Below are 18,143 nucleotides of genomic sequence, written 5' to 3'. Positions count from 1 at the left end.
AATGATAAATAATAAAAGATACACAGGAAAAGGAAGGGTTGAAACATGTCTATGCTGACACGAAATCGGGGAGCCATGCTGTTACTGATGCTTAATATTTTTTTGGCATTTATGGGGATTGGCTTGGTTGTACCTGTATTACCTAAATTTATAAGCGAGCTGGGGATGAATGGTTCCTCGATGGGGCTGATGGTTGCGGCTTTTGCCCTGACGCAGCTTTTACTATCACCATTGGCGGGCAAGTGGTCTGATCGTTATGGACGTAAAAAATTGATCGTTTCGGGTATGTTTATTTTTATGTTATCCGAGCTTGTCTTTGGACTGGCTAGTTCTGTACCTACCTTGTTTGTAGCCCGAATCATGGGCGGGGCGGGGGCTGCGCTGCTTACTCCTTCTATTATGGCGTATGTTGCTGACGTGACCTCATTCGAGGAAAGAGGCCGGGGGATGGGGCTGATTAATGCGGCGATCAACACTGGGTTTATTATCGGACCAGGTATTGGTGGTTTGCTGGCCACGTACGGAATACGTATTCCCTTTTTTGCAGCCACAGGAGCCGCAGGGATAGCCGCTATTTTGTCTTTGCTAGTGCTGCCCGAATCCTTAAGCAAGGAAAAGCAACGGTATAATAGAGAGCTTCCACGGCAAAAGGAAAACCTTTTGCAGCAATTTGCCAAGTCGTATCGTTCTCCTTATTTCATGGGATTGATCATTGTGTTTGTGGTTGCTTTTGGGCTGGCTAACTTTGAAACGGTGTTCGGATTGTTTGTAGATCATAAATATGGTTTTACGCCGGTGGATATTGCCATCATTATAACCACAGGTTCCATTCTGGGGGCAGTTGTCCAAGCGACTATATTTGGCTGGATTATTAATCGTTTTGGCGAGAAAAAGATCATTCATCTCTGTCTGGCGGTTGCGGGATTATTCATTTTTTTGACACTGTTTGCCGAGCAGTACGCCATGATTATGTTGACGACCTTCATCATTTTTCTGGCTATGGACATTCTTCGTCCGGCTGTAAGCACATCTTTATCACGGCAGGCCGGGGATGAGCAGGGGTTCGTAGCTGGAATGAACTCATCTTATACAAGTTTGGGTAATGTGATCGGACCACTGATTGCAGGACTGCTGTTCGATGTTCATATTAACCTGCCTTATATGGTTGCAGCTATAGCGTTACTGGCTTGTCTCGTCCTTTCACTACGCTCCAAGCAAGTGGGTGAGCAACACTCAACAGCCCGTGCAGCAGAACAACATAGAGGATGATAGCCGCAGGTCTGTATGCATCCCCGACTTAGGTCTAGGTTTAAAAACCGTCTAAGGACCGTTTTGGCGAACTCCGGATCAGCGTACAATAAGGACATAAGCAAGACACAGTGAAAGGCGGTGAGAGATGATGAGAGTTAACAAAGGGAATGGGTTGGCTATTGTACTGATTGTATTGGGTTCGATTATGCTGCTCGGTAAGTTTACTCCGTTTTTCGGTCACTTTGTAGGATACTTGATCGGTTACTTAATCCCGATAGCGATGATCATGCTAGGTTACTACGGTGTGAAAAGAGGAAATGTGGTCTTCGGATGGATCGTGCTTGTAATCGGGGTACTGGTTTTACTCGGCAAACTGTCATGGCTTTTGGGGCCGCTGCTGGCAATTGGGTTAATCATATTCGGTGTTTCATTGCTGAGTGACCGCAGAAGACGTTACTGAGATTGATGGATTCGCGGGTAATGTGAGTTACAGAAACGAAAGTATGGAAATACGAGATGTGAAAGGAGCAGCGCAAATGAGTGTGTTTCGTAGAATGCGTGATATTACGGTAGCGACCTTCAATGAACATTTGGAACAAAGTCAAGATCCGATACAACTGATAGACCAGTTCTTGTATAACACCCGCGAGGATATTGCCGAAGCGGAAAAGCTTCATCAGCAATACGCAGTGCACACAAGACAGATGAAGCAACAGCTGGATCACGCAGTGTCCATGCAGATTAAACGGGAGGAACAGGCGCTGCTGGCTTTAAAGGCAGATGAAGAACACGTTGCAAAGCTGGCCCTTCAGGAAAAAATGCTGTATGCAGAAAAAGAAGAGCAGTATAGAGAGCTGTGGGAGCAGAGCCGTGAATCGCTACGTGAATTGGAGCATCAGCTAGATACCCTAAAAACGGAATATCAAACGGTAAACGGCAAGCGCCAGTATTATGCGGCACGTGTACAAACGTTGAGACTCCAGCAGCAGATGAACGAACGGGCAGGTACATACGGTGGAAGAAATGTTCCCCGAATGTTCAACCGCTTGGAAGATCGGGTAGCCGATATGGAAGCAGAAACGCTGAGTCTGCGTGATTTGCGGCGGGGAGAAGGCGGTCACACGCAGGATGCCCATGGCGGCGGTTCGCTGCTCGAACAAGAGTGGGCGAGACTGAAGAGTAAGCTGAACAACAGCGGGAAGGAGTAAGTTGATTATGACCCGAATTTACCGATCAAACCGGGATAGAGTATTAACAGGTGTATGCGGCGGTCTTTCTGACGCAACAGGGATGGACTCAACTTGGATTCGTATTCTGGTTGTGATCAGTTTCTTTATAACTGCAGGAACCACGTTTATGATTTATGTGATCGCGGCGCTAGTTATCTCCAAGGAGCCGAGATCCCCTTATGATGGAGGATTTGGTCCCAACAGCGGGCCTTACAATCAACAGGATTCACGCTATTATGGCGGGAACAGCACCGGATCTCAGTACGGACCAGGAACTGGTTACAATCAGGGCGGAGCATACGGTAATTCGAGCCAATCTTTTGGTCAAGATGCCCGCCATTCATCCAAATTTAACACAGGTCCTAACAGTGATCTGGATTCCATGATGGAAGATATCGAGAAAAAAGCAATGAAAAAAGAGTTGGCAGAGTTACGCAAAAAAGTAGAGCAATTCGAGAAGGGAGATCGTAAATAATGGGAATCTTTAAAAGAATGAAGGATATGACAAGAGCATCGGTGAATGAAGTGCTGGATAAAGTGGAAGACCCGATTATTATGCTGAACCAATATCTGCGCGATATGGAGGGGGAAATTCACGAGGCAGAAGTAACGGTTGCCAAGCAAATGGCAAATGAACGTCGCATGAAACAGCGCTTTGAGGAAGCAGTAAGAGTATCTAATGAGCGTGAACAACAAGCAGAATCCGCATTGCGGAACAGCCAGGAGGAAGTAGCGCGCAAGCTGCTGGGCGAAAAGATCTATTTTACACAAAAACAAGATGAGTACCGCGACCTGCACACGCAAGCCGAGCTTCAAGCCAAAGAATTGGTGCAACAGCTTCACGACATGAAGGATGAGTTCTATAAAATGCGCAACAAGCGCAATGAGCTGGTATCCCGCGCTCAAATGGCAAAAGCCAAAAAACAAATGTCGCAAATCAATAGTCTGCACACGATTGAAAGTGGATCTGCTTCGCTGGGCTTCCACCGCATGGAAGAAAAAATCATGCAAATGGAAGCAGAAGCTGACGTACTGCGTGCCCCTTACCGTCAAGCTCCGGGAGAAGCGTATGTCAATCCGGCAGAGGCTGAAAAACAATTCAAAGTGGATGAGCAGCTTCAACAGCTCAAATCCAAAATTCAAACGGGTGCTAAACCAGTAGATATAAAGAAGGACTGACTACTCGAAAATAAGACATTATGATATGCTGTATGGAATGGACACTGGTCAATTATAGTGCTCAATCTGTATGGTTCGGAAAAGCCATATGGCGGAATTTCGCGCCACTATGGCTTTTCCTTCCTGTATAAATAAAGGGGGTGCAGCATGGAGAAAAGGAAATCAGTCTTGGCACTGGCGGGTATCGCAATCGGGATTATCATTTTATTCGGTCAGTGGATTGGCTTCCTCTCCGTGGTTGCACTGATCCTGATGTTGGCCGGAATATATAAGATTCGTAATTCCAAAATCAAAAAGGGCTATACCATGCTCGCAATTGGGGCAGGGCTACTCGTACTGGATCATTTATTCCTTTTTGTGGTAGTAACCTTAGGGTCACTAGCTGTATTCTATTCACGGTCAAGAAAGCTGCATAAGGGTCAAAGCTCGATATTCAAGCACAATTTTATATCCAATCATAAATGGGACGAAGTGCCGTGGAGCTTGCGAAGCACAAGTATATGGCATGTGGTTGGGGATGTGGATGCTGATTTGACGTTGGCACTTCCGGAAGAACGTGAACCCGTTATATTTTTGCAGGGTATCTTCGGTGATATTGACATCACGCTACCGGATAATTACGGTGTAGAGGTGGAAATGTTCGTATTGTTCGGGCAGATCCAATTTGACCGTGATCATGAGGCGGGTATGCTCAATCGTCTGGTTTGGAAGTCACCCAATTATGCGCAGAGTGAATATAAAGTGAAGTTTGTCGTTTCGTATTTGGCGGGCGATGTGCGCGTCCGATTTTATTGATCAGGAGGAGCCGGGATGAATCATAAAAAAACGTCCAACATGGTAACCCGCAGTATGGGTGAAGGTATCCTCCTGTGTGTTGTTGTGGGCGTAGTTGTCTTTTATATGCTGTATACATATGGATATGTGAAGTCGTTCCCAACCTGGGGAATGATACTGAAATTTGTGGGAGCCGTCGTCATGGTACTGATTGGCACCGGGGCAATATACGGTTTTTATGAGAGTTACCGCTTCAAAAGCAGGCTGGAAAGGCTTCGGGAGACGCTGCTGATGTGGGAAAAGGGGACTCCTGCCCGGGAGCTGCCGCCACTGGGTCATGATGAGTTGGGCAGGCTGGGCGAGCAACTGGAGCGAATCGGGCGCAAATGGCAAGAGCAGGTTACTTCTTTGCAGCGCTTGTCCACTAACAATGCACAACTGGCAGAGCAGGCGAGAATGACCGCGATTGTCGAGGAAAGGCAACGATTGGCGAGGGAGCTACATGATGCAGTGTCGCAGCAATTGTTCGCCATTTCGATGACGGCGACGGCTGTAGGCAGGACGCTGGATAAGGATTTTGATAAGGCGCAGCGTCAGGTTGCATTGATTGAGGAAATGTCCTCGGTGGCGCAATCCGAAATGAGGGCGTTGCTGCTTCATTTACGACCTGTCTATCTGGAAGGCAAGCGGCTGGAACAGGGATTGCGTGATTTGATACAGGAATTGCAGGCCAAGGTTCCCATGGAGATTGATTTTGAGATGGAGAGCGGAGTACAGTTGGTTAAAGGCATTGAGAACCATTTGTTTCGCATCGTTCAGGAAGCTATGTCTAATACGTTGCGTCATGCCAAAGCAAGCCGCATGGAGATTCGTATCGTGCAACGCCCGGATTCGGTTCGATTAACGATTAGGGATAACGGAATTGGATTCGAGCTGGATGAGAAAAAGCAGACTTCGTATGGTTTATCCACGATGCAAGAGCGGGTCAGTGAGATTGGGGGAGCTATCCAGTATATAACGGCTCCGGGGAAAGGAACACGAATTGAGGTATCGGTGCCGGTTATAAATGATGAAAGCGGAAGGAACGATGATCATGGAAACGGAATTGCCGATTAGCGTACTACTGGTAGACGACCATGAAATGGTACGGATTGGTCTGGCGGCGGTGTTGGGCACGGAAGAAGGCATTGAAGTGGTAGGCGAGGCCGGGAGCGGGGAAGAAGGCATACGACTGGCTACGGAATACAAGCCGGACGTGATTTTAATGGATCTGGTTATGGACGGCATGGATGGAATTGAGACGACTCGCCAAGTGACACGCCTGCTTCCAGAAGCGAAGGTCATCGTACTGACAAGTTATTTGGACGATGAGAAAATGTATCCGGTTATTGAAGCAGGCGCGTTCAGCTATCTGCTCAAAACGTCCCGTGCATCTGAGGTTGCAGATGCGATCCGTGCAGCGGCACGCGGACAGTCCGTGCTGGAATCGCAGGTGGCTTCCAAAATGATGAATCGATTTCGCCAGCCGCAGGCTGAAGCTCCTGCGCATGCGGAACTGACGGATCGTGAAATGGAAGTGCTCCGGCTGTTGGCACAGGGTAAATCCAATCAGGATATTGCAGATGAGCTGATCATCGGGATCAAGACAGTGAAATTTCATGTCACGAACCTTTTGGCCAAGCTAGGGGTAGAGGACCGCACACAGGCGGCAATCTATGCCTACAAAAACGGATTAGCGGAGTAGCGTGTAGAACGGATTGATACTATGAAATACAAAAGAATGGAGCCATTTTACGCTGCTGAACAGGTTCAAAATTAAATAGGTAAATACAACGAACCGGAGACTTGTAGGAGCTCTCCGGTTTTTTTCGATCCTTAAAATGGTATTTAAATAAGTAAGAACAGAAAGGCGATTAAGGCCAAATCCAGCGCAAGTCCGGCTCCGTATCCATATCCACCGTATCCGCCGCGATAGCCTGGTCCACCATTTCCATAGCTACCGTAACCATTTCCAGCAAATCCACCTGTGTCATAGGGAGGGGACGAACTCAGCGGCTCCCTAGGGGGTTTGACTAAACTGCTTATTTTGGCAGAGGAATTTGCTTTGTTTTTAGGATTTCTTTTTTTCTTTTTGGAGGATATCTTCTTGAGTTCTTGTTTTCCCTTGTCATTATAGTTTCCGGCATAGAAACTGTTAGAAAAGGAGGATGGATATCCGTTCAGCATCAGCTTACCTTTGCTACACCCGCTGAGAATGCCAACATGTCGTGTGCCGTCATGCAGAACAGCACAGACCAGACGTCCACCGTGAGGTGCCACATTGGCTTCATTTACAGGATATATGGGAAACATGATTTCACCTCTTTCTGAGTAAGATGCGTTGTGATCATAGTCTATTCTCATGATGCCTATAATGTATGGTTGAACACCCAGCAGGTAACGAATATTTTTAAAAGATGGACTTCTGCTTCTTGCGTGTATAAAACCTCTTGCAACGGGAAAGCTATTGATAGATTGATAGAATCCAAGCCAGCCGAATAAACATCTAGAATGTGCCAGCAGGAATCGGATGCTTGTGGAGCGGGAGGAACCATGATGTTAAAAGCAGAGGTCATTAAAAAAGGGATTGTTGCTATCGCGGTGTTCGGGACGTTGCTGTTACTGGTAGGCTGGCGTTACGGGACGTTTCAAGCTACCGGAGATGATTCCCTCAAGGCAGGAGCGGACTTGCGCTCTGTATTGACCGTCTCGGATCTGGCTCCTGGTACACTGGATAAGCTGGTTGTGAAATGGCAAGGTGACTGGACTTCTTACGGTGATGATCCGGCAGCCATGGCTGCCCGGATAGCTGATCAATTGAATATTCCCGCCGTAAGCAAGGTTGAGGAAAATGGACACACGGTGTATCGATCTGTTGGCAGTAGCGGAGAACTGAAAATCCGCTTAAACGTGATGGAGCAGCTAGCCGGTCAATGGTATACGGTCGTTCAACTCGAGAGTAGCAATGCAGGACGTGAGCAGTTAATCCGGCTGCATGAGCTTTGTGCTGAACAATTGGCGGCTGTGGGAGTACAAGCAGTATGGAATACGTCCATTCAGCATTCGCTGCATTCAGATGAGCCCGTGGACAAACTGATGAAGCTGACAGAGACACGTTTAGCAGGAAGCTTGTCCATTAAGGCAAAAGAAAGATATACAGATGCGACGACAGTGGCTGTATCCTATGAAGCACCGAAGCTGCCCCTGGCAGTTCAAAGTGGTGAGCATCAGGTGCATATGCAGATGGCTGTGCATGAAGATGAGGAGCATCAGGATACGCGTATTACGATCGGTTTTCCGTTGATTACGATAGAATACTGACTTATAAGGTAAATTTATGATTCATCGGATAGCTTATCCATGCTGAATATGCTAAAATGTCATCAAATCTTCAGTTCCATGTTTGTCGAAAATCAAGTATGATCTTGAATAAATATACACAATACTACATGCGGATTTCGAGGGTTGTGGAAGCGGAATCTTGTCATGGGAAGAATGAGGTACTTCATGGCTGACATAACTAATAATGAATCTGTTGTGACGCAAGGCGCTGTGTTATTTATTTTTGGTGCTACGGGCGATTTGGCCCGCCGCAAGCTTTTTCCTGCGATCTACAGCTTGTACCGCGAAGGGAAGCTGGGTGAGGATTTTGCCGTTATTGGCGTAGCGAGACGCCCTCGCACAGAGGAAGAATTCCGTAATGACCTGTACGCATCGATACAGGAGTTTAGCCGTTATAAGGCAGAAAACGATCAAGAATGGCAGGCATTTGCCGAGCATTTTGAATATAAATCACTGGATATCAACAATGTTGAAGGGTTTCATGAACTGAGACAGCAGACAGAAACCATAGAGACGAAATTCAGCATTCCGGGGAACCGTTTGTTTTATTTGGCTTTGGCCCCTGAACTGTTTGGGAGCGTATCGAAGAGCCTCAAAGAAGGCGGTATGATGGATGGCAAGGGCTGGAATCGTCTTGTCATTGAGAAGCCGTTCGGTTATAACCTGGAATCTGCGCAAGAGCTGAATGTTGAGATACGCGAAGTATTTGAAGAGGAAGAAATTTATCGGATTGACCACTATCTTGGTAAGGAAATGGTGCAAAATATCGAAGTGATCCGCTTCGCAAACGCCTTCTTTGAACCATTGTGGAATAACAAGCATATTTCCAATGTGCAAATTACGCTTAGTGAAACCGTGGGCGTAGAGGAACGCGGAGGTTATTACGATCATTCCGGCGCTCTGCGGGATATGGGACAGAACCATATGCTGCAAATGCTGACGATGATTGCGATGGAACCACCAAGCCGTTTGCTCCCTGAGGATATCCGTGATGAAAAGGTGAAAGTGCTGCGTTCGCTGCGTCCTTTTGAATCCGCAGAGGATGTGTTGACTAATGTGGTACGTGGTCAATACACGGAAGGAAGCTATCGCGGTCAGCAGTTGCCGGGGTATCGTGAAGAGGACAAGGTTGATCCACAGTCGAGCACAGAGACTTATTTTGCTTCACGCGTATTTGTGGATAACTTCCGTTGGGCAGGGGTTCCGTTCTACATTCGTACCGGCAAACGTCTTCCTGTAAAGACAACCGAAATCGTCGTGGAATTTAAGAGCATGCCTACGAACGTGTATCTTGGTCAAAAGCATAAGCTGGAACCGAACTTGCTCGTGATCCGGGTTAATCCGATGGAGGGCATTTATATCAAGATTAATGCCAAGAAGCCGGGTTCGGAATCGGATATTGAACCGTTGGCTATGGATTTCTGCCAAAGCTGTATGGTTGGCATCAACTCGCCTGAGGCTTATGAACGGTTGTTGATGGACGCGATTGAAGGGGACTCTACGTACTTCACGCGTTGGGATGAGGTTGCGACAGCATGGAGATTCGTGGATCGGATCGCCAAAGCATGGCAACAAGCCCCGGATACGCTGGAAACCTATGCTGCAGGCTCATGGGGACCGGAAGGCGCTCACAAGCTGCTGGAGCAAGATGGCTTCAAATGGTGGCCGGTCAGTGGCCAGGATGAAGATAATGTCATCTGGCGGGTAGGCGGCACTCAGTAATCCTGATCATTGTTCAGCATCCCCCTACGTCCTGTTCAGGATGTAAGGGGATGCTTTGCGTTCGGAGTGTGCTATAATAACTTAGTCTCAGGTTTTCAGTTTGCAACTGATTATACGTTAAAGGCAGGCTAAAACATGTAAATAGATCGTATTTATAATGAATATGGTAACGGAGTACGCCGAATACTGGATTTAACGGTAAAGAAACCGATAGCACCGATGAATTTACGATAACAGGCGTGCATCATGGCCTTTTTATGAATAGCTTGAGCAGGAACGCAATGGATTTGATCACGAAGGGATATGTGAAATGAGTAAAACACTGGATATACTTCAACAGGAAGTCGACAAACGGCGCACGTTTGCGATTATTTCTCACCCGGATGCGGGAAAAACGACACTGACGGAGAAGCTGCTGCTGTTCGGGGGCGCGATTCGTCTTGCCGGTTCAGTTAAAGCGCGTAAGGCAAGCAAGCACGCCACGAGTGACTGGATGGAGATTGAAAAGCAGCGGGGGATTTCGGTCACATCCTCAGTTATGCAATTTGATTATAATGGGCATCGCATTAACATTCTGGACACCCCAGGTCACCAGGATTTTAGTGAAGACACTTATCGTACATTAACAGCAGCGGATAGTGCAGTCATGTTGATTGATGTAGCGAAGGGTGTGGAAGCGCAGACGATTAAGCTGTTTCAGGTTTGTGCCAAGCGTGGAATTCCGATTTTCACCTTCATTAATAAGCTGGACCGTGAGGGACGCAGTCCTTTTGATCTGATGGAGGAGCTGGAGCAGGTACTCGGCATCCGTTCGGTGCCTATGAACTGGCCAATTGGTACAGGACGTGAGTTGTGCGGTGTCTATGACCGTGTCAAAAATCAGGTCGAGCTGTTTCAGGGAGACGACCATTCCACGATCAAGGTACAAAAAGTGGAGGATTACAATGATCCAATCATTCGCGAAATGGCGGGTGAATATTTGCATGACCAATTGTGTCAGGATCTGGAGTTACTCGATGTTGCGGGTGATCCTTTTGACATGGAGAAAGTACAGCGCGGGGAATTAACGCCTGTATTCTTCGGTAGTGCGATTAATAACTTTGGAGTTCAAACGTTCTTGGAAAACTTTCTTCAGCTTGCTCCCAAGCCGGAGCCGCGTCGCAGTACTGCGGGGGAAATCGAACCGACGAACGAGAAATTTACCGGCTACGTATTTAAAATTCAAGCAAATATGAACCCGGCTCACCGTGACCGCATCGCATTCCTGCGTATTGTGTCTGGTAAGTTCCAACGGGGGATGAGTGTTAAGCATGTACGGATGGGCAAGGAGATTAAGTTGTCCCAACCACAGCAGTTTCTCGCGCAGGACCGCGATATTGTCGAGGAAGCTTTCCCGGGCGATATTATCGGCTTGTTTGATCCGGGTATTTTCCGTATTGGGGATTCACTTAGTCAAGGTGGAGAGGTTGTATTTGATGAGTTGCCGACCTTCTCGCCTGAGATTTTTGCCAAGGTAACGGTGAAAAATGCCTTGAAGCACAAGCAGTATCTGAAGGGTATTGACCAGCTGACCGAGGAAGGTATGATTCAGGTGTTCCGTACGGTAAGCTTTGACGATACGCTGCTGGGCGTTGTCGGTCAACTGCAATTTGAAGTATTTGAGTACCGCATGAAGGGTGAATATGGAGTTGATGTACAGCTTCAGCGTATGCCATTCCAATTTGCACGCTGGATTGTGGATGATCAAATTGATCCAAGCAAATTCCGTATTAACTCTACGTTGGTGAAGGATAAGAAGGGCAATTATGTCGCCTTGTTCGAAAATGAGTATGCGATGCGGACCGCTATAGAGAAAAATCCTACAGCCAAGTTTTTGGAGATGGCTCCATAAGATTTGGATTTGATAAGTAGGACATGAATGAAAAATGTTATTTGATCTGTACAACGAATAGTCCACTCGGTGTTACGGCGAGTGGACTATTCACGTATACGGGCAGTAGGATGAAGCAGGATTGAACAAAGGTTTGAAGATAGAGCTTAGGTTAGCGGGACGGGCTTAATTTTATCAAGCTGCTCATGTGCCAGATGGACAAACTCTTGTTGTTGGGCCTGGCTCATGTGCTTCCATGCCACCTCAAGAATGACACCCAATCCGGGCAAAGCGGCCTCTGGTCCATCCACTGACCCTATAATCATATCGGTAAGATCAGCTTCTGATTTGCCGTGAACCTTGTGAACGATGGCTTGTCGTAAATCCAGTGTAATGGGCATGTGTACCTCCCGTATGTTTGTAATTGTTGTCGGGTGTATTATGGCTTGGACTGCTGTCCGGTATACATGAAGAAGCATTTGGCATAAGCATGCCAAATTTATGTTTTTGGCGGGTTATGCTATACTATGACGAACAGTATGGTGATCGGGAGGTAAGGAAGAAATGGCTAAGAAGCAGTATGCGGTAATTGGTATGGGTCGTTTCGGCTCCAGTGTTGCCACTGCATTGAGCGAAATGGGCTTTGATGTGCTGGCGATTGATTCGGACGAACAGCGCACACAGGAAATGTCGAATATTGTGACACATGCGGTATCTGCCGATTCGACGGATGAGGAAGCGTTGCGAGCGCTTGGTATCCGCAATTTTGATGTCATCGTAGTGGCGATTGGCGAAGATATACAGGCAAGTATATTGACGACATTAATCCTCAAGGATATGGGGGTGCCAGCTCTGATCGTAAAAGCGCAAAATGAATTGCACGGGAAAGTGCTGCAAAAGATAGGCGCGGATAAGGTGGTTTATCCTGAGCGGGACATGGGGCTACGAGTAGCCCATCATTTGACGTCCCCGAATATTCTGGATTATATTGAGCTGTCCAAGGATTATAGTATTCTGGAGATGAAAGCGGCGGACTCCATGATAGGAAAAAATCTGAAGGAACTTGATATACGAGCTCGTTTTGGCTGTAACGTGATGGCGATTCGCCGAGATCAGGAAATGAATATCTCCCCTTATGCTGAAGATCGGCTGGAGACGGGGGATGTGCTTGTTATTGTAGGCCATAAGGATGATTTAACCAAGCTGGAGCTGGCTTTTGCAGTGTAATGTTGGCTTAATGACTTGATGTTCGAACACAAGTGATACATCATTTATTTTTTTAAAGGAACGGACGGATAACGAATGGAAATCATTTCACCGAACAATGCACGTGTAAAGGAATGGGCACAACTGCTGGAAAAAAAGCATCGCACCCGGCAGCATAAATATATCGTCGAGGGCATTCATCTGGTGCAGGAAGCGCTGCGTTCGAACGCGGTTGTCGAAAGCGTTGCCTATGATTTGGACAAGGGCATTCCTGCCGAGCTGAATGACCTGGACCAAGCAGACCGGCCGGTGGAATGGGTTCCCGTGTCGGCGGCAGTCATTGCCAAATGCACCGATACGAAGACACCGCAGTCCGTCTTTGCTATCGTGCGCAAGGAGGAGCGCGGCGCATTCCCGGCGTTGCTGGAGCAGCCGGATGCGCTGGTGATGGTGCTGGACGGGGTACAGGATCCCGGCAATGTAGGCACCATCATCCGTAGTGCGGACGCCGCAGGAGCCGCAGGCGTCATTCTGGGTCATGGCTGCGCCGACCTGTACAACCCGAAGACGATCCGCTCTACGATGGGATCGCTTTTTCACCTGCCCGTGATTGAGGGCAGTCTGGAGGAGCTTTTGCCACAGGCTAAAAGCAAAGGTGCCCGACTGATCAGCACCTCGCTGGACGCAAGCCTGTCGTGCTATGCGGTTGATTTGCGTGTTTCCGCTTGGCTCGTCATTGGCAACGAGGGGCAGGGTATTTCTGCATCCACCGCACGTATGGTGGATGAATCAGTGTTCATTCCGATGCAGGGGCAGGCGGAATCGCTGAACGCAGCGATGGCCTCCACGGTGCTGCTTTTTGAGGCGATGAGACAGCGAAGCTAGTGTGGGAATAACTACAATAATGTGGTTTATAACATCAATTGAGACTAATTATATTATTAAATGAGACTGTTTATACCATCTAAATGAGACAGTCAATGTCCTCGAAAACCCAATAAAACCGGGAATTAAGGCTAACCAAATACAAAATTATCTGTTAATGATTAATCTAAGTTTTCTTATTTTATGGTGAAAAAGGACAGTAAATTTTTTATAACAAGAAGTAAGACAAACATTATCTAAAGGGAAAATAACCTCTTCTCGGCTACAATAAAATTTTGTTATATATATTCTTACCTACAGGACAATTTAATATCTAACCTAAACAGTCCCGATGAAAAGCTTTCTATTTCGGGGCTGTTTTTACGTTATAGATGGTAGGTGAAATGATAACCCGTTTTTGGGAAATTGCTATTCCCATTCAAATCTCTTTCTGCTTTTTGGAGGATTACATCCGTCGATACTCAGGCAAAGTTTGTCTTTAGCTTTCGAGGATATTTAGATAATTAGCAAACCTGTTTTTAGATTGTATTGTTAAGCTGAGGCGAAACGGTACCCATCATTTATCTCATTTGTTGATTAATTCTGAGAAATATTAAATTGATATTGTCCGAAGAAAATAAAGTGTTAGACTGAAAAATAAAGTACTAGACTCGGAAAATAAAGTTTTAGACTTAGAAAATAAAGTATTAGACTGGTGAGCATTTCATTAAGCCAACTGGCAGAATAGTGAGAGAAAATGAACATTCTTAAAGCGGTGCCACTGAGGGTAGAGGAATAACTGTGTTGATATTAAAGCTGGATGGATTACTATACGAAATATAAAGGTCAAATAGCCGGGTTCATTGAAAGGCAGCGGTACTCCCACTCAAACGAGTAAGGGTGTACTACTGCCGTTTCTTTTTCAGATTCGTTTTTAGATTCCTGGGATTATAGTTGCAAACTTATATAATCAATCTAAGTGAAGCACGGCTTTGCCCGAGAATTTCCGTTCCATAAGATTACGGGCAACGGTGTCAATTTCGGTCCAAGGCGCCTCCACTTGGATTCGTGGGATTAACCGCTCATCTGTGACCAGCCGGGCCAACAAACTCAGATCGTCCGCGGCTGATTGACGAGTGAGTTCCTCACCTAAAAAGAAGCTGTACAAGGTTCTTCCTCCGCTGGTCACCATATTCTTCATATCGATCATTGCGGTATTTGAAGAGGAAAATCCTACCGCAACGCAAATCCCTTGGGGCGCTAGCTGCGGCAGCAACGCCGCCAGTGCATTGCCGCCTACTGAATCGATGATCAGATCGTACGGCCCAAATTTGCTGGCTGATGAAATTGCGGAATATCCAATGATCACTTCGTCGGATCCGACCTCCCGAACAAGCTCAGCCTTCTCTTCCGTGCTTGCCGTACCTACAACGTATGCGCCGGATTGGACTGCAAGCTGATGGGCGAATAACCCAACTCCACCGCTAGAGCCTGTAATGAAAATCCGTTTGCCAAGCAGCATGCCGCCTTTTCGAAGTGCATAAAGAGCCGTGAGCCCTGCTACGGGGAGGGTAGCCGCCTCCGTAAAAGTGAGTTTGTCTGGGATTTCGGCCAACAACGATACGGGAGCAGCCACTTGCTCGCTCCAGGCTCCCATCGGGAGCAAACCAACAACCCTGGCCCCTTTTTGCGGTCCTGCGCCGTTCTCTGCCGGCTCGATGACAATCCCGGCGAAATCCCAGCCAGGACGGCTAGATATTTCCTGATTTTTAGCGTCACTCACTTCACCGCGGTTGAGTGAGACGGCCTTCACTTGCACAAGCGCTTCCCATGGCTTAGGCTGAGGGGCGTCAACTTCCTTGAAGGCCAAAAGAGACGGGGCATGCGGATCAATAATAATAGTACGAATCATATCGGTTTTCCTCCATGTTGGTTATGGTCATTAGATGACCTTCATTTCAATGAGGAGTATACTTTAGATAAAGGTTCGGCCCAAGTGCAGAACTACACTTCATAAGAGAAGGGAAGAGAAGATGGATATAGATACGGAGAATTCCAGACATAGAATCGTAATGGGAGAAATTGAAGCCCTGCGGATAAAACGCCAGCAAAAGCTTGTCGATCAACCTCAACCGTCCTTGAAACGATTTACTCAACAAGAGCTAAACGACGAGGCTTTTCCTTCGTATAAAAATTTGCTGGTTGGACGTACCCGCCGCATACCGACCCGCCAGACGATAATAAATATTGCAGAATATCTTGAGTGTACATCCGACGAGCGTAACGATTTGCTTTTGGCAGCCGGTTTTCTTCCAATTCAGACCGAATTGTATGGACGGTCGTTGGAGCGTGCATTAGAGTGGGCTCAGCAAATGATGAGGAGTATTCCTTTTCCCGCCATGGTCGTAACACATACTCAGGACATCAAGGGATTAAATGAGCCGTTTCATCAATTGTTCGAAATCCCTCTCGACCGTTCATATGACGGTTTAATGAATAGGGTCGATTTACATTTTAATTCTGGTTTTCCTATCCGGTCCCGCTCCACGTTTGACAAGGCGTCGTTTAAGCAGTGGGAGGAGCACATCATAAACGGAATACAAGCCTTTAAGAGTGAGCACATGCTCTCGCGTTATGATGCGTGGTATCAAAAATTGCTGGATAGAGTTCAGAAATATAACGCGTGCGAATATCTGAGTGTGCCGGATGTAGGGGGAAATGTTGATCAAATACAAACAATTCTAGCCAGAATGGAAAGCTCCGGAGGCCTTATTCCCGTACGCTACAGACAGGTTTCGATTTCCGCAGGCGGCCGCTTATATCCGCAAATTGAGGTTTTCCTGCCGGTAGATTCTGCTGCGCGCACAGTTTTCGAGAACCTGGGATGTCCAGCTGATTGTGCATTTGTCTAATCCGACACTTACAAGAGGATGGAATCGAAAAGTTATTGGTAGCTGATAATTCAGAATAGGTGGTTGTTAGTTGAATGACAACAGCGGCAGTCTAAGGCTTTATTTATCAAGTCTTGGTCTGCCGCTGCTTTATATTAATTGTTCAGTCGAAAACTTATTTTTCAAAAGCTGACGATTCTTCAGTTCAAAAACCTCGCTAAATCAACAACTCTAGTCTAATACTTTATTTTCACCGAACAGATATCATATGTCTATTTCGTTTGCTATATGGCTATGCTGGTTATGAAAATAAAAAGGGAGGAGATTAAGATTAATTATAAAGATATATATAATTTACATATTCAGCTTCTTGATGTATATGAGAGGAACCAAAAGGATCGCCATCCTTATCAAAAGGATATTAATTTTTATTATCGACAGCTTAATTTTTTTAGTGAAAATATTGTACAAAAGATTTTTGTTTTAAACCAACTAATAAAAATTTATGAAAAGAATAGAGAGCCTCAAATTAAGTGGTGCTCAGAGACTTATTATTTAAAACAAAATGAAGATATTGAAAAAGAACAGATTGAAAGATGGTATGACCAGTGAGTGGTTTCATTTCATGTTAATTGAAATATGGAATGAATAGATAGATCAGAGTGGGAATATCCAATAAAAGCAAAATATAAGATTATTTTTCTTTTTTTATTTAATTTCATTATTTTCTATGGCTGCTTTCCAGCAGACATTGTTCAATTTATGAAAAATGAGGTCAGAACGAAAATTCAATCCGAAATTATCGGCACTGCGAGCAAAATGGGTATCGTTGATTATATCGCACAGTTTGATAAGAAACGGGAGAGAAAGAATAGAGAGTTCTATTTTTCCTCAGAATCTGGTTTACAGCTTTAACCGGAGTGGATAAACCAAAAACGGAACTTCTTTCTGTTCTATTTTTAGACGTTCAATTAGGAGAGTCTCAGGTCCGTTACATTCAGTTGTTCCTAATCCATATAATCGTTTTCCTCGAGTACGTAATGGTGAAGTCGGACTAGAGGAAGGTTGGCGATTGCAAAATGCATCCGTTAAGTGATCGAGTAAGATAAAAATAGAATTGTTGCTATTGTCGATGTCCCAAGCCAAGTGTATGGTTATTGAAGAAGTTGTTCGGTACTCCACTATGCTTGTGCACCCGCAGTTAACGTATATGCATGGCTTGTCTAGCAGGACATCCTGTGATTTCCCTTCTGGTTGGTAAAGCTATTTCGGTAGCATTTCTTGCCCAAGGATATCAAGCTAGCCGAAATTAGCCCTTAACAATCCAGGTGTGAACTTCATGTCATGTCCAAACAATCGATGGTGCGCATTACTCGAAGACGCGTCGATGATTGAAGAAATCAACCGGAAAAGTTCCGGAAATGGCGTACGCCATTCAATCTTACGTGACATTGGGAGTATTACATAAGTTAATAGAAGTTATTGATGTAAAATCGTCAGGAATCGGAATATCCAAACCATGCAGGAAAAACTGAGTCAAGTCATAGATGACGTTCTGAAGATTTAAGTAACCGTCTGCAGACAAAGTTAGCGCTAAATGGCGGAGGTCTGGGGACATAAAGCCACGTGAATTAATAAATATCAATGCTATACAGGATATGGTCAGTTTTTCTAATGTCTCTGAATGAGATAATGAGTCACCGGAAAAAATTTGTTGTCGTACACCGATCCGCATCTGTAGAAGGTTCGTAGCGGTAGGAATTAGAGGAAAAGAAA

At 46.0% G+C, this 18,143-nt stretch carries 18 protein-coding genes; 15 read left to right on the top strand and 3 right to left on the bottom strand.

Annotated features, from left to right (window positions below; genetic code table 11):
* Nucleotides 1–45: 45 nt before the first annotated feature.
* From HPL003_RS02035 to HPL003_RS02000, 8 genes are all read left to right on the top strand, one after another.
* A complete protein-coding gene (locus HPL003_RS02035; RefSeq protein ID WP_014277982.1) occupies nt 46–1,269 on the top strand; it encodes an MFS transporter in 1,224 nt (407 codons plus the stop codon).
* Between the two features lie 130 nt (nt 1,270–1,399).
* Entirely contained in the window at nt 1,400–1,711 is a 312-nt protein-coding gene (locus HPL003_RS02030; RefSeq protein WP_014277981.1) for a LiaF transmembrane domain-containing protein, read from the top strand.
* Between the two features lie 76 nt (nt 1,712–1,787).
* The gene (locus HPL003_RS02025; RefSeq protein WP_014277980.1) at nt 1,788–2,459 is read left to right on the top strand and encodes a PspA/IM30 family protein; all 672 of its coding nucleotides are present in this window, start codon (nt 1,788–1,790) and stop codon (nt 2,457–2,459) included.
* Nucleotides 2,460–2,466: 7 nt separating this feature from the next.
* Nucleotides 2,467–2,955 (top strand): PspC domain-containing protein, encoded by a 489-nt coding sequence (locus HPL003_RS02020; RefSeq protein ID WP_014277979.1) that lies wholly within the window; start codon nt 2,467–2,469, stop codon nt 2,953–2,955.
* Nucleotides 2,955–3,659: a PspA/IM30 family protein gene (locus HPL003_RS02015; RefSeq protein ID WP_014277978.1), complete on the top strand. Its 705-nt coding sequence runs from the start codon at nt 2,955–2,957 to the stop codon at nt 3,657–3,659. The genes HPL003_RS02020 and HPL003_RS02015 overlap by 1 nt, the downstream gene beginning before the upstream one ends.
* Nucleotides 3,660–3,806: 147 nt before the next feature.
* Nucleotides 3,807–4,454, top strand: a complete 648-nt coding sequence (liaF, locus tag HPL003_RS02010; protein WP_014277977.1) for a cell wall-active antibiotics response protein LiaF — start codon at nt 3,807–3,809, stop codon at nt 4,452–4,454.
* 15 nt (nt 4,455–4,469) lie between these two features.
* Nucleotides 4,470–5,549 carry a sensor histidine kinase gene (locus HPL003_RS02005; protein WP_014277976.1) on the top strand — a complete coding sequence of 360 codons (1,080 nt, stop codon included), beginning with the start codon at nt 4,470–4,472 and terminating at the stop codon, nt 5,547–5,549.
* Nucleotides 5,527–6,177, top strand: a complete 651-nt coding sequence (locus tag HPL003_RS02000) for a response regulator (RefSeq protein WP_014277975.1) — start codon at nt 5,527–5,529, stop codon at nt 6,175–6,177. The genes HPL003_RS02005 and HPL003_RS02000 overlap by 23 nt, the downstream gene beginning before the upstream one ends.
* Before the next feature lie 143 nt (nt 6,178–6,320).
* Here HPL003_RS02000 and HPL003_RS01995 read toward each other — a convergent pair whose 3' ends face one another.
* Nucleotides 6,321–6,785, bottom strand: a complete 465-nt coding sequence (locus tag HPL003_RS01995) for a hypothetical protein (RefSeq protein WP_014277974.1) — start codon at nt 6,783–6,785, stop codon at nt 6,321–6,323.
* Nucleotides 6,786–7,028: 243 nt separating this feature from the next.
* Between HPL003_RS01995 and HPL003_RS01990 the strand changes: the two genes are divergently transcribed.
* From HPL003_RS01990 to HPL003_RS01980, 3 genes are all read left to right on the top strand, one after another.
* Nucleotides 7,029–7,793 (top strand): YwmB family TATA-box binding protein, encoded by a 765-nt coding sequence (locus tag HPL003_RS01990; RefSeq protein WP_014277973.1) that lies wholly within the window; start codon nt 7,029–7,031, stop codon nt 7,791–7,793.
* Between the two features lie 186 nt (nt 7,794–7,979).
* Nucleotides 7,980–9,536 carry a glucose-6-phosphate dehydrogenase gene (gene zwf, locus HPL003_RS01985; RefSeq protein ID WP_014277972.1) on the top strand — a complete coding sequence of 519 codons (1,557 nt, stop codon included), beginning with the start codon at nt 7,980–7,982 and terminating at the stop codon, nt 9,534–9,536.
* Between the two features lie 310 nt (nt 9,537–9,846).
* Complete coding sequence (locus HPL003_RS01980) at nt 9,847–11,427, top strand: peptide chain release factor 3 (RefSeq protein WP_014277971.1); 1,581 nt, start codon at nt 9,847–9,849, stop codon at nt 11,425–11,427.
* Nucleotides 11,428–11,573: 146 nt separating this feature from the next.
* Here HPL003_RS01980 and HPL003_RS01975 read toward each other — a convergent pair whose 3' ends face one another.
* Complete coding sequence (locus HPL003_RS01975) at nt 11,574–11,807, bottom strand: small acid-soluble spore protein SspI (protein ID WP_014277970.1); 234 nt, start codon at nt 11,805–11,807, stop codon at nt 11,574–11,576.
* Between the two features lie 163 nt (nt 11,808–11,970).
* Here HPL003_RS01975 and HPL003_RS01970 point away from each other — a divergent pair, with 163 nt between their 5' ends.
* Together HPL003_RS01970 and HPL003_RS01965 are read left to right on the top strand one after the other, a co-directional pair.
* Nucleotides 11,971–12,633, top strand: a complete 663-nt coding sequence (locus HPL003_RS01970) for a potassium channel family protein (protein ID WP_014277969.1) — start codon at nt 11,971–11,973, stop codon at nt 12,631–12,633.
* A gap of 75 nt (nt 12,634–12,708) precedes the next feature.
* A complete protein-coding gene (locus HPL003_RS01965) occupies nt 12,709–13,497 on the top strand; it encodes a TrmH family RNA methyltransferase (RefSeq protein WP_014277968.1) in 789 nt (262 codons plus the stop codon).
* Between the two features lie 949 nt (nt 13,498–14,446).
* On the opposite strand, the gene HPL003_RS01960 is transcribed toward HPL003_RS01965, so the two are convergent.
* Nucleotides 14,447–15,388 (bottom strand): zinc-binding dehydrogenase, encoded by a 942-nt coding sequence (locus tag HPL003_RS01960; protein WP_014277967.1) that lies wholly within the window; start codon nt 15,386–15,388, stop codon nt 14,447–14,449.
* Nucleotides 15,389–15,509: 121 nt separating this feature from the next.
* Between HPL003_RS01960 and HPL003_RS01955 the strand changes: the two genes are divergently transcribed.
* Both HPL003_RS01955 and HPL003_RS01950 read left to right on the top strand, forming a co-directional pair.
* Nucleotides 15,510–16,388 carry a hypothetical protein gene (locus HPL003_RS01955; protein ID WP_014277966.1) on the top strand — a complete coding sequence of 293 codons (879 nt, stop codon included), beginning with the start codon at nt 15,510–15,512 and terminating at the stop codon, nt 16,386–16,388.
* Between the two features lie 282 nt (nt 16,389–16,670).
* Nucleotides 16,671–16,979 carry a hypothetical protein gene (locus tag HPL003_RS01950; protein WP_014277965.1) on the top strand — a complete coding sequence of 103 codons (309 nt, stop codon included), beginning with the start codon at nt 16,671–16,673 and terminating at the stop codon, nt 16,977–16,979.
* The last annotated feature ends 1,164 nt before the right edge of the window (nt 16,980–18,143 follow it).

It is taken from the genome of Paenibacillus terrae HPL-003 (genome assembly GCF_000235585.1).
Taxonomy (GTDB): domain Bacteria; phylum Bacillota; class Bacilli; order Paenibacillales; family Paenibacillaceae; genus Paenibacillus; species Paenibacillus terrae_B.
Note: the sequence above shows the minus strand (reverse complement) of the source record. Positions and strands in the feature narration are given on the sequence as shown.

What these genes read in the sequence shown, in the direction of transcription:
- HPL003_RS01970 (WP_014277969.1), top strand. Translation starts at nt 11,971, where the DNA reads ATGGCTAAGAAGCAGTATGCGGTAATTGGTATGGGTCGTTTCGGCTCC.
- HPL003_RS01980 (WP_014277971.1), top strand. Translation starts at nt 9,847, where the DNA reads ATGAGTAAAACACTGGATATACTTCAACAGGAAGTCGACAAACGGCGC.
- zwf (WP_014277972.1), top strand. Translation starts at nt 7,980, where the DNA reads ATGGCTGACATAACTAATAATGAATCTGTTGTGACGCAAGGCGCTGTG.
- liaF (WP_014277977.1), top strand. Translation starts at nt 3,807, where the DNA reads ATGGAGAAAAGGAAATCAGTCTTGGCACTGGCGGGTATCGCAATCGGG.
- HPL003_RS01950 (WP_014277965.1), top strand. Translation starts at nt 16,671, where the DNA reads ATGAAAATAAAAAGGGAGGAGATTAAGATTAATTATAAAGATATATAT.
- HPL003_RS01995 (WP_014277974.1), bottom strand. Translation starts at nt 6,785, where the DNA reads ATGTTTCCCATATATCCTGTAAATGAAGCCAATGTGGCACCTCACGGT.
- HPL003_RS01955 (WP_014277966.1), top strand. Translation starts at nt 15,510, where the DNA reads ATGGATATAGATACGGAGAATTCCAGACATAGAATCGTAATGGGAGAA.
- HPL003_RS02005 (WP_014277976.1), top strand. Translation starts at nt 4,470, where the DNA reads ATGAATCATAAAAAAACGTCCAACATGGTAACCCGCAGTATGGGTGAA.
- HPL003_RS02000 (WP_014277975.1), top strand. Translation starts at nt 5,527, where the DNA reads ATGGAAACGGAATTGCCGATTAGCGTACTACTGGTAGACGACCATGAA.
- HPL003_RS01990 (WP_014277973.1), top strand. Translation starts at nt 7,029, where the DNA reads ATGTTAAAAGCAGAGGTCATTAAAAAAGGGATTGTTGCTATCGCGGTG.
- HPL003_RS02035 (WP_014277982.1), top strand. Translation starts at nt 46, where the DNA reads ATGTCTATGCTGACACGAAATCGGGGAGCCATGCTGTTACTGATGCTT.
- HPL003_RS02020 (WP_014277979.1), top strand. Translation starts at nt 2,467, where the DNA reads ATGACCCGAATTTACCGATCAAACCGGGATAGAGTATTAACAGGTGTA.
- HPL003_RS02015 (WP_014277978.1), top strand. Translation starts at nt 2,955, where the DNA reads ATGGGAATCTTTAAAAGAATGAAGGATATGACAAGAGCATCGGTGAAT.
- HPL003_RS02025 (WP_014277980.1), top strand. Translation starts at nt 1,788, where the DNA reads ATGAGTGTGTTTCGTAGAATGCGTGATATTACGGTAGCGACCTTCAAT.
- HPL003_RS01975 (WP_014277970.1), bottom strand. Translation starts at nt 11,807, where the DNA reads ATGCCCATTACACTGGATTTACGACAAGCCATCGTTCACAAGGTTCAC.
- HPL003_RS01960 (WP_014277967.1), bottom strand. Translation starts at nt 15,388, where the DNA reads ATGATTCGTACTATTATTATTGATCCGCATGCCCCGTCTCTTTTGGCC.
- HPL003_RS01965 (WP_014277968.1), top strand. Translation starts at nt 12,709, where the DNA reads ATGGAAATCATTTCACCGAACAATGCACGTGTAAAGGAATGGGCACAA.
- HPL003_RS02030 (WP_014277981.1), top strand. Translation starts at nt 1,400, where the DNA reads ATGAGAGTTAACAAAGGGAATGGGTTGGCTATTGTACTGATTGTATTG.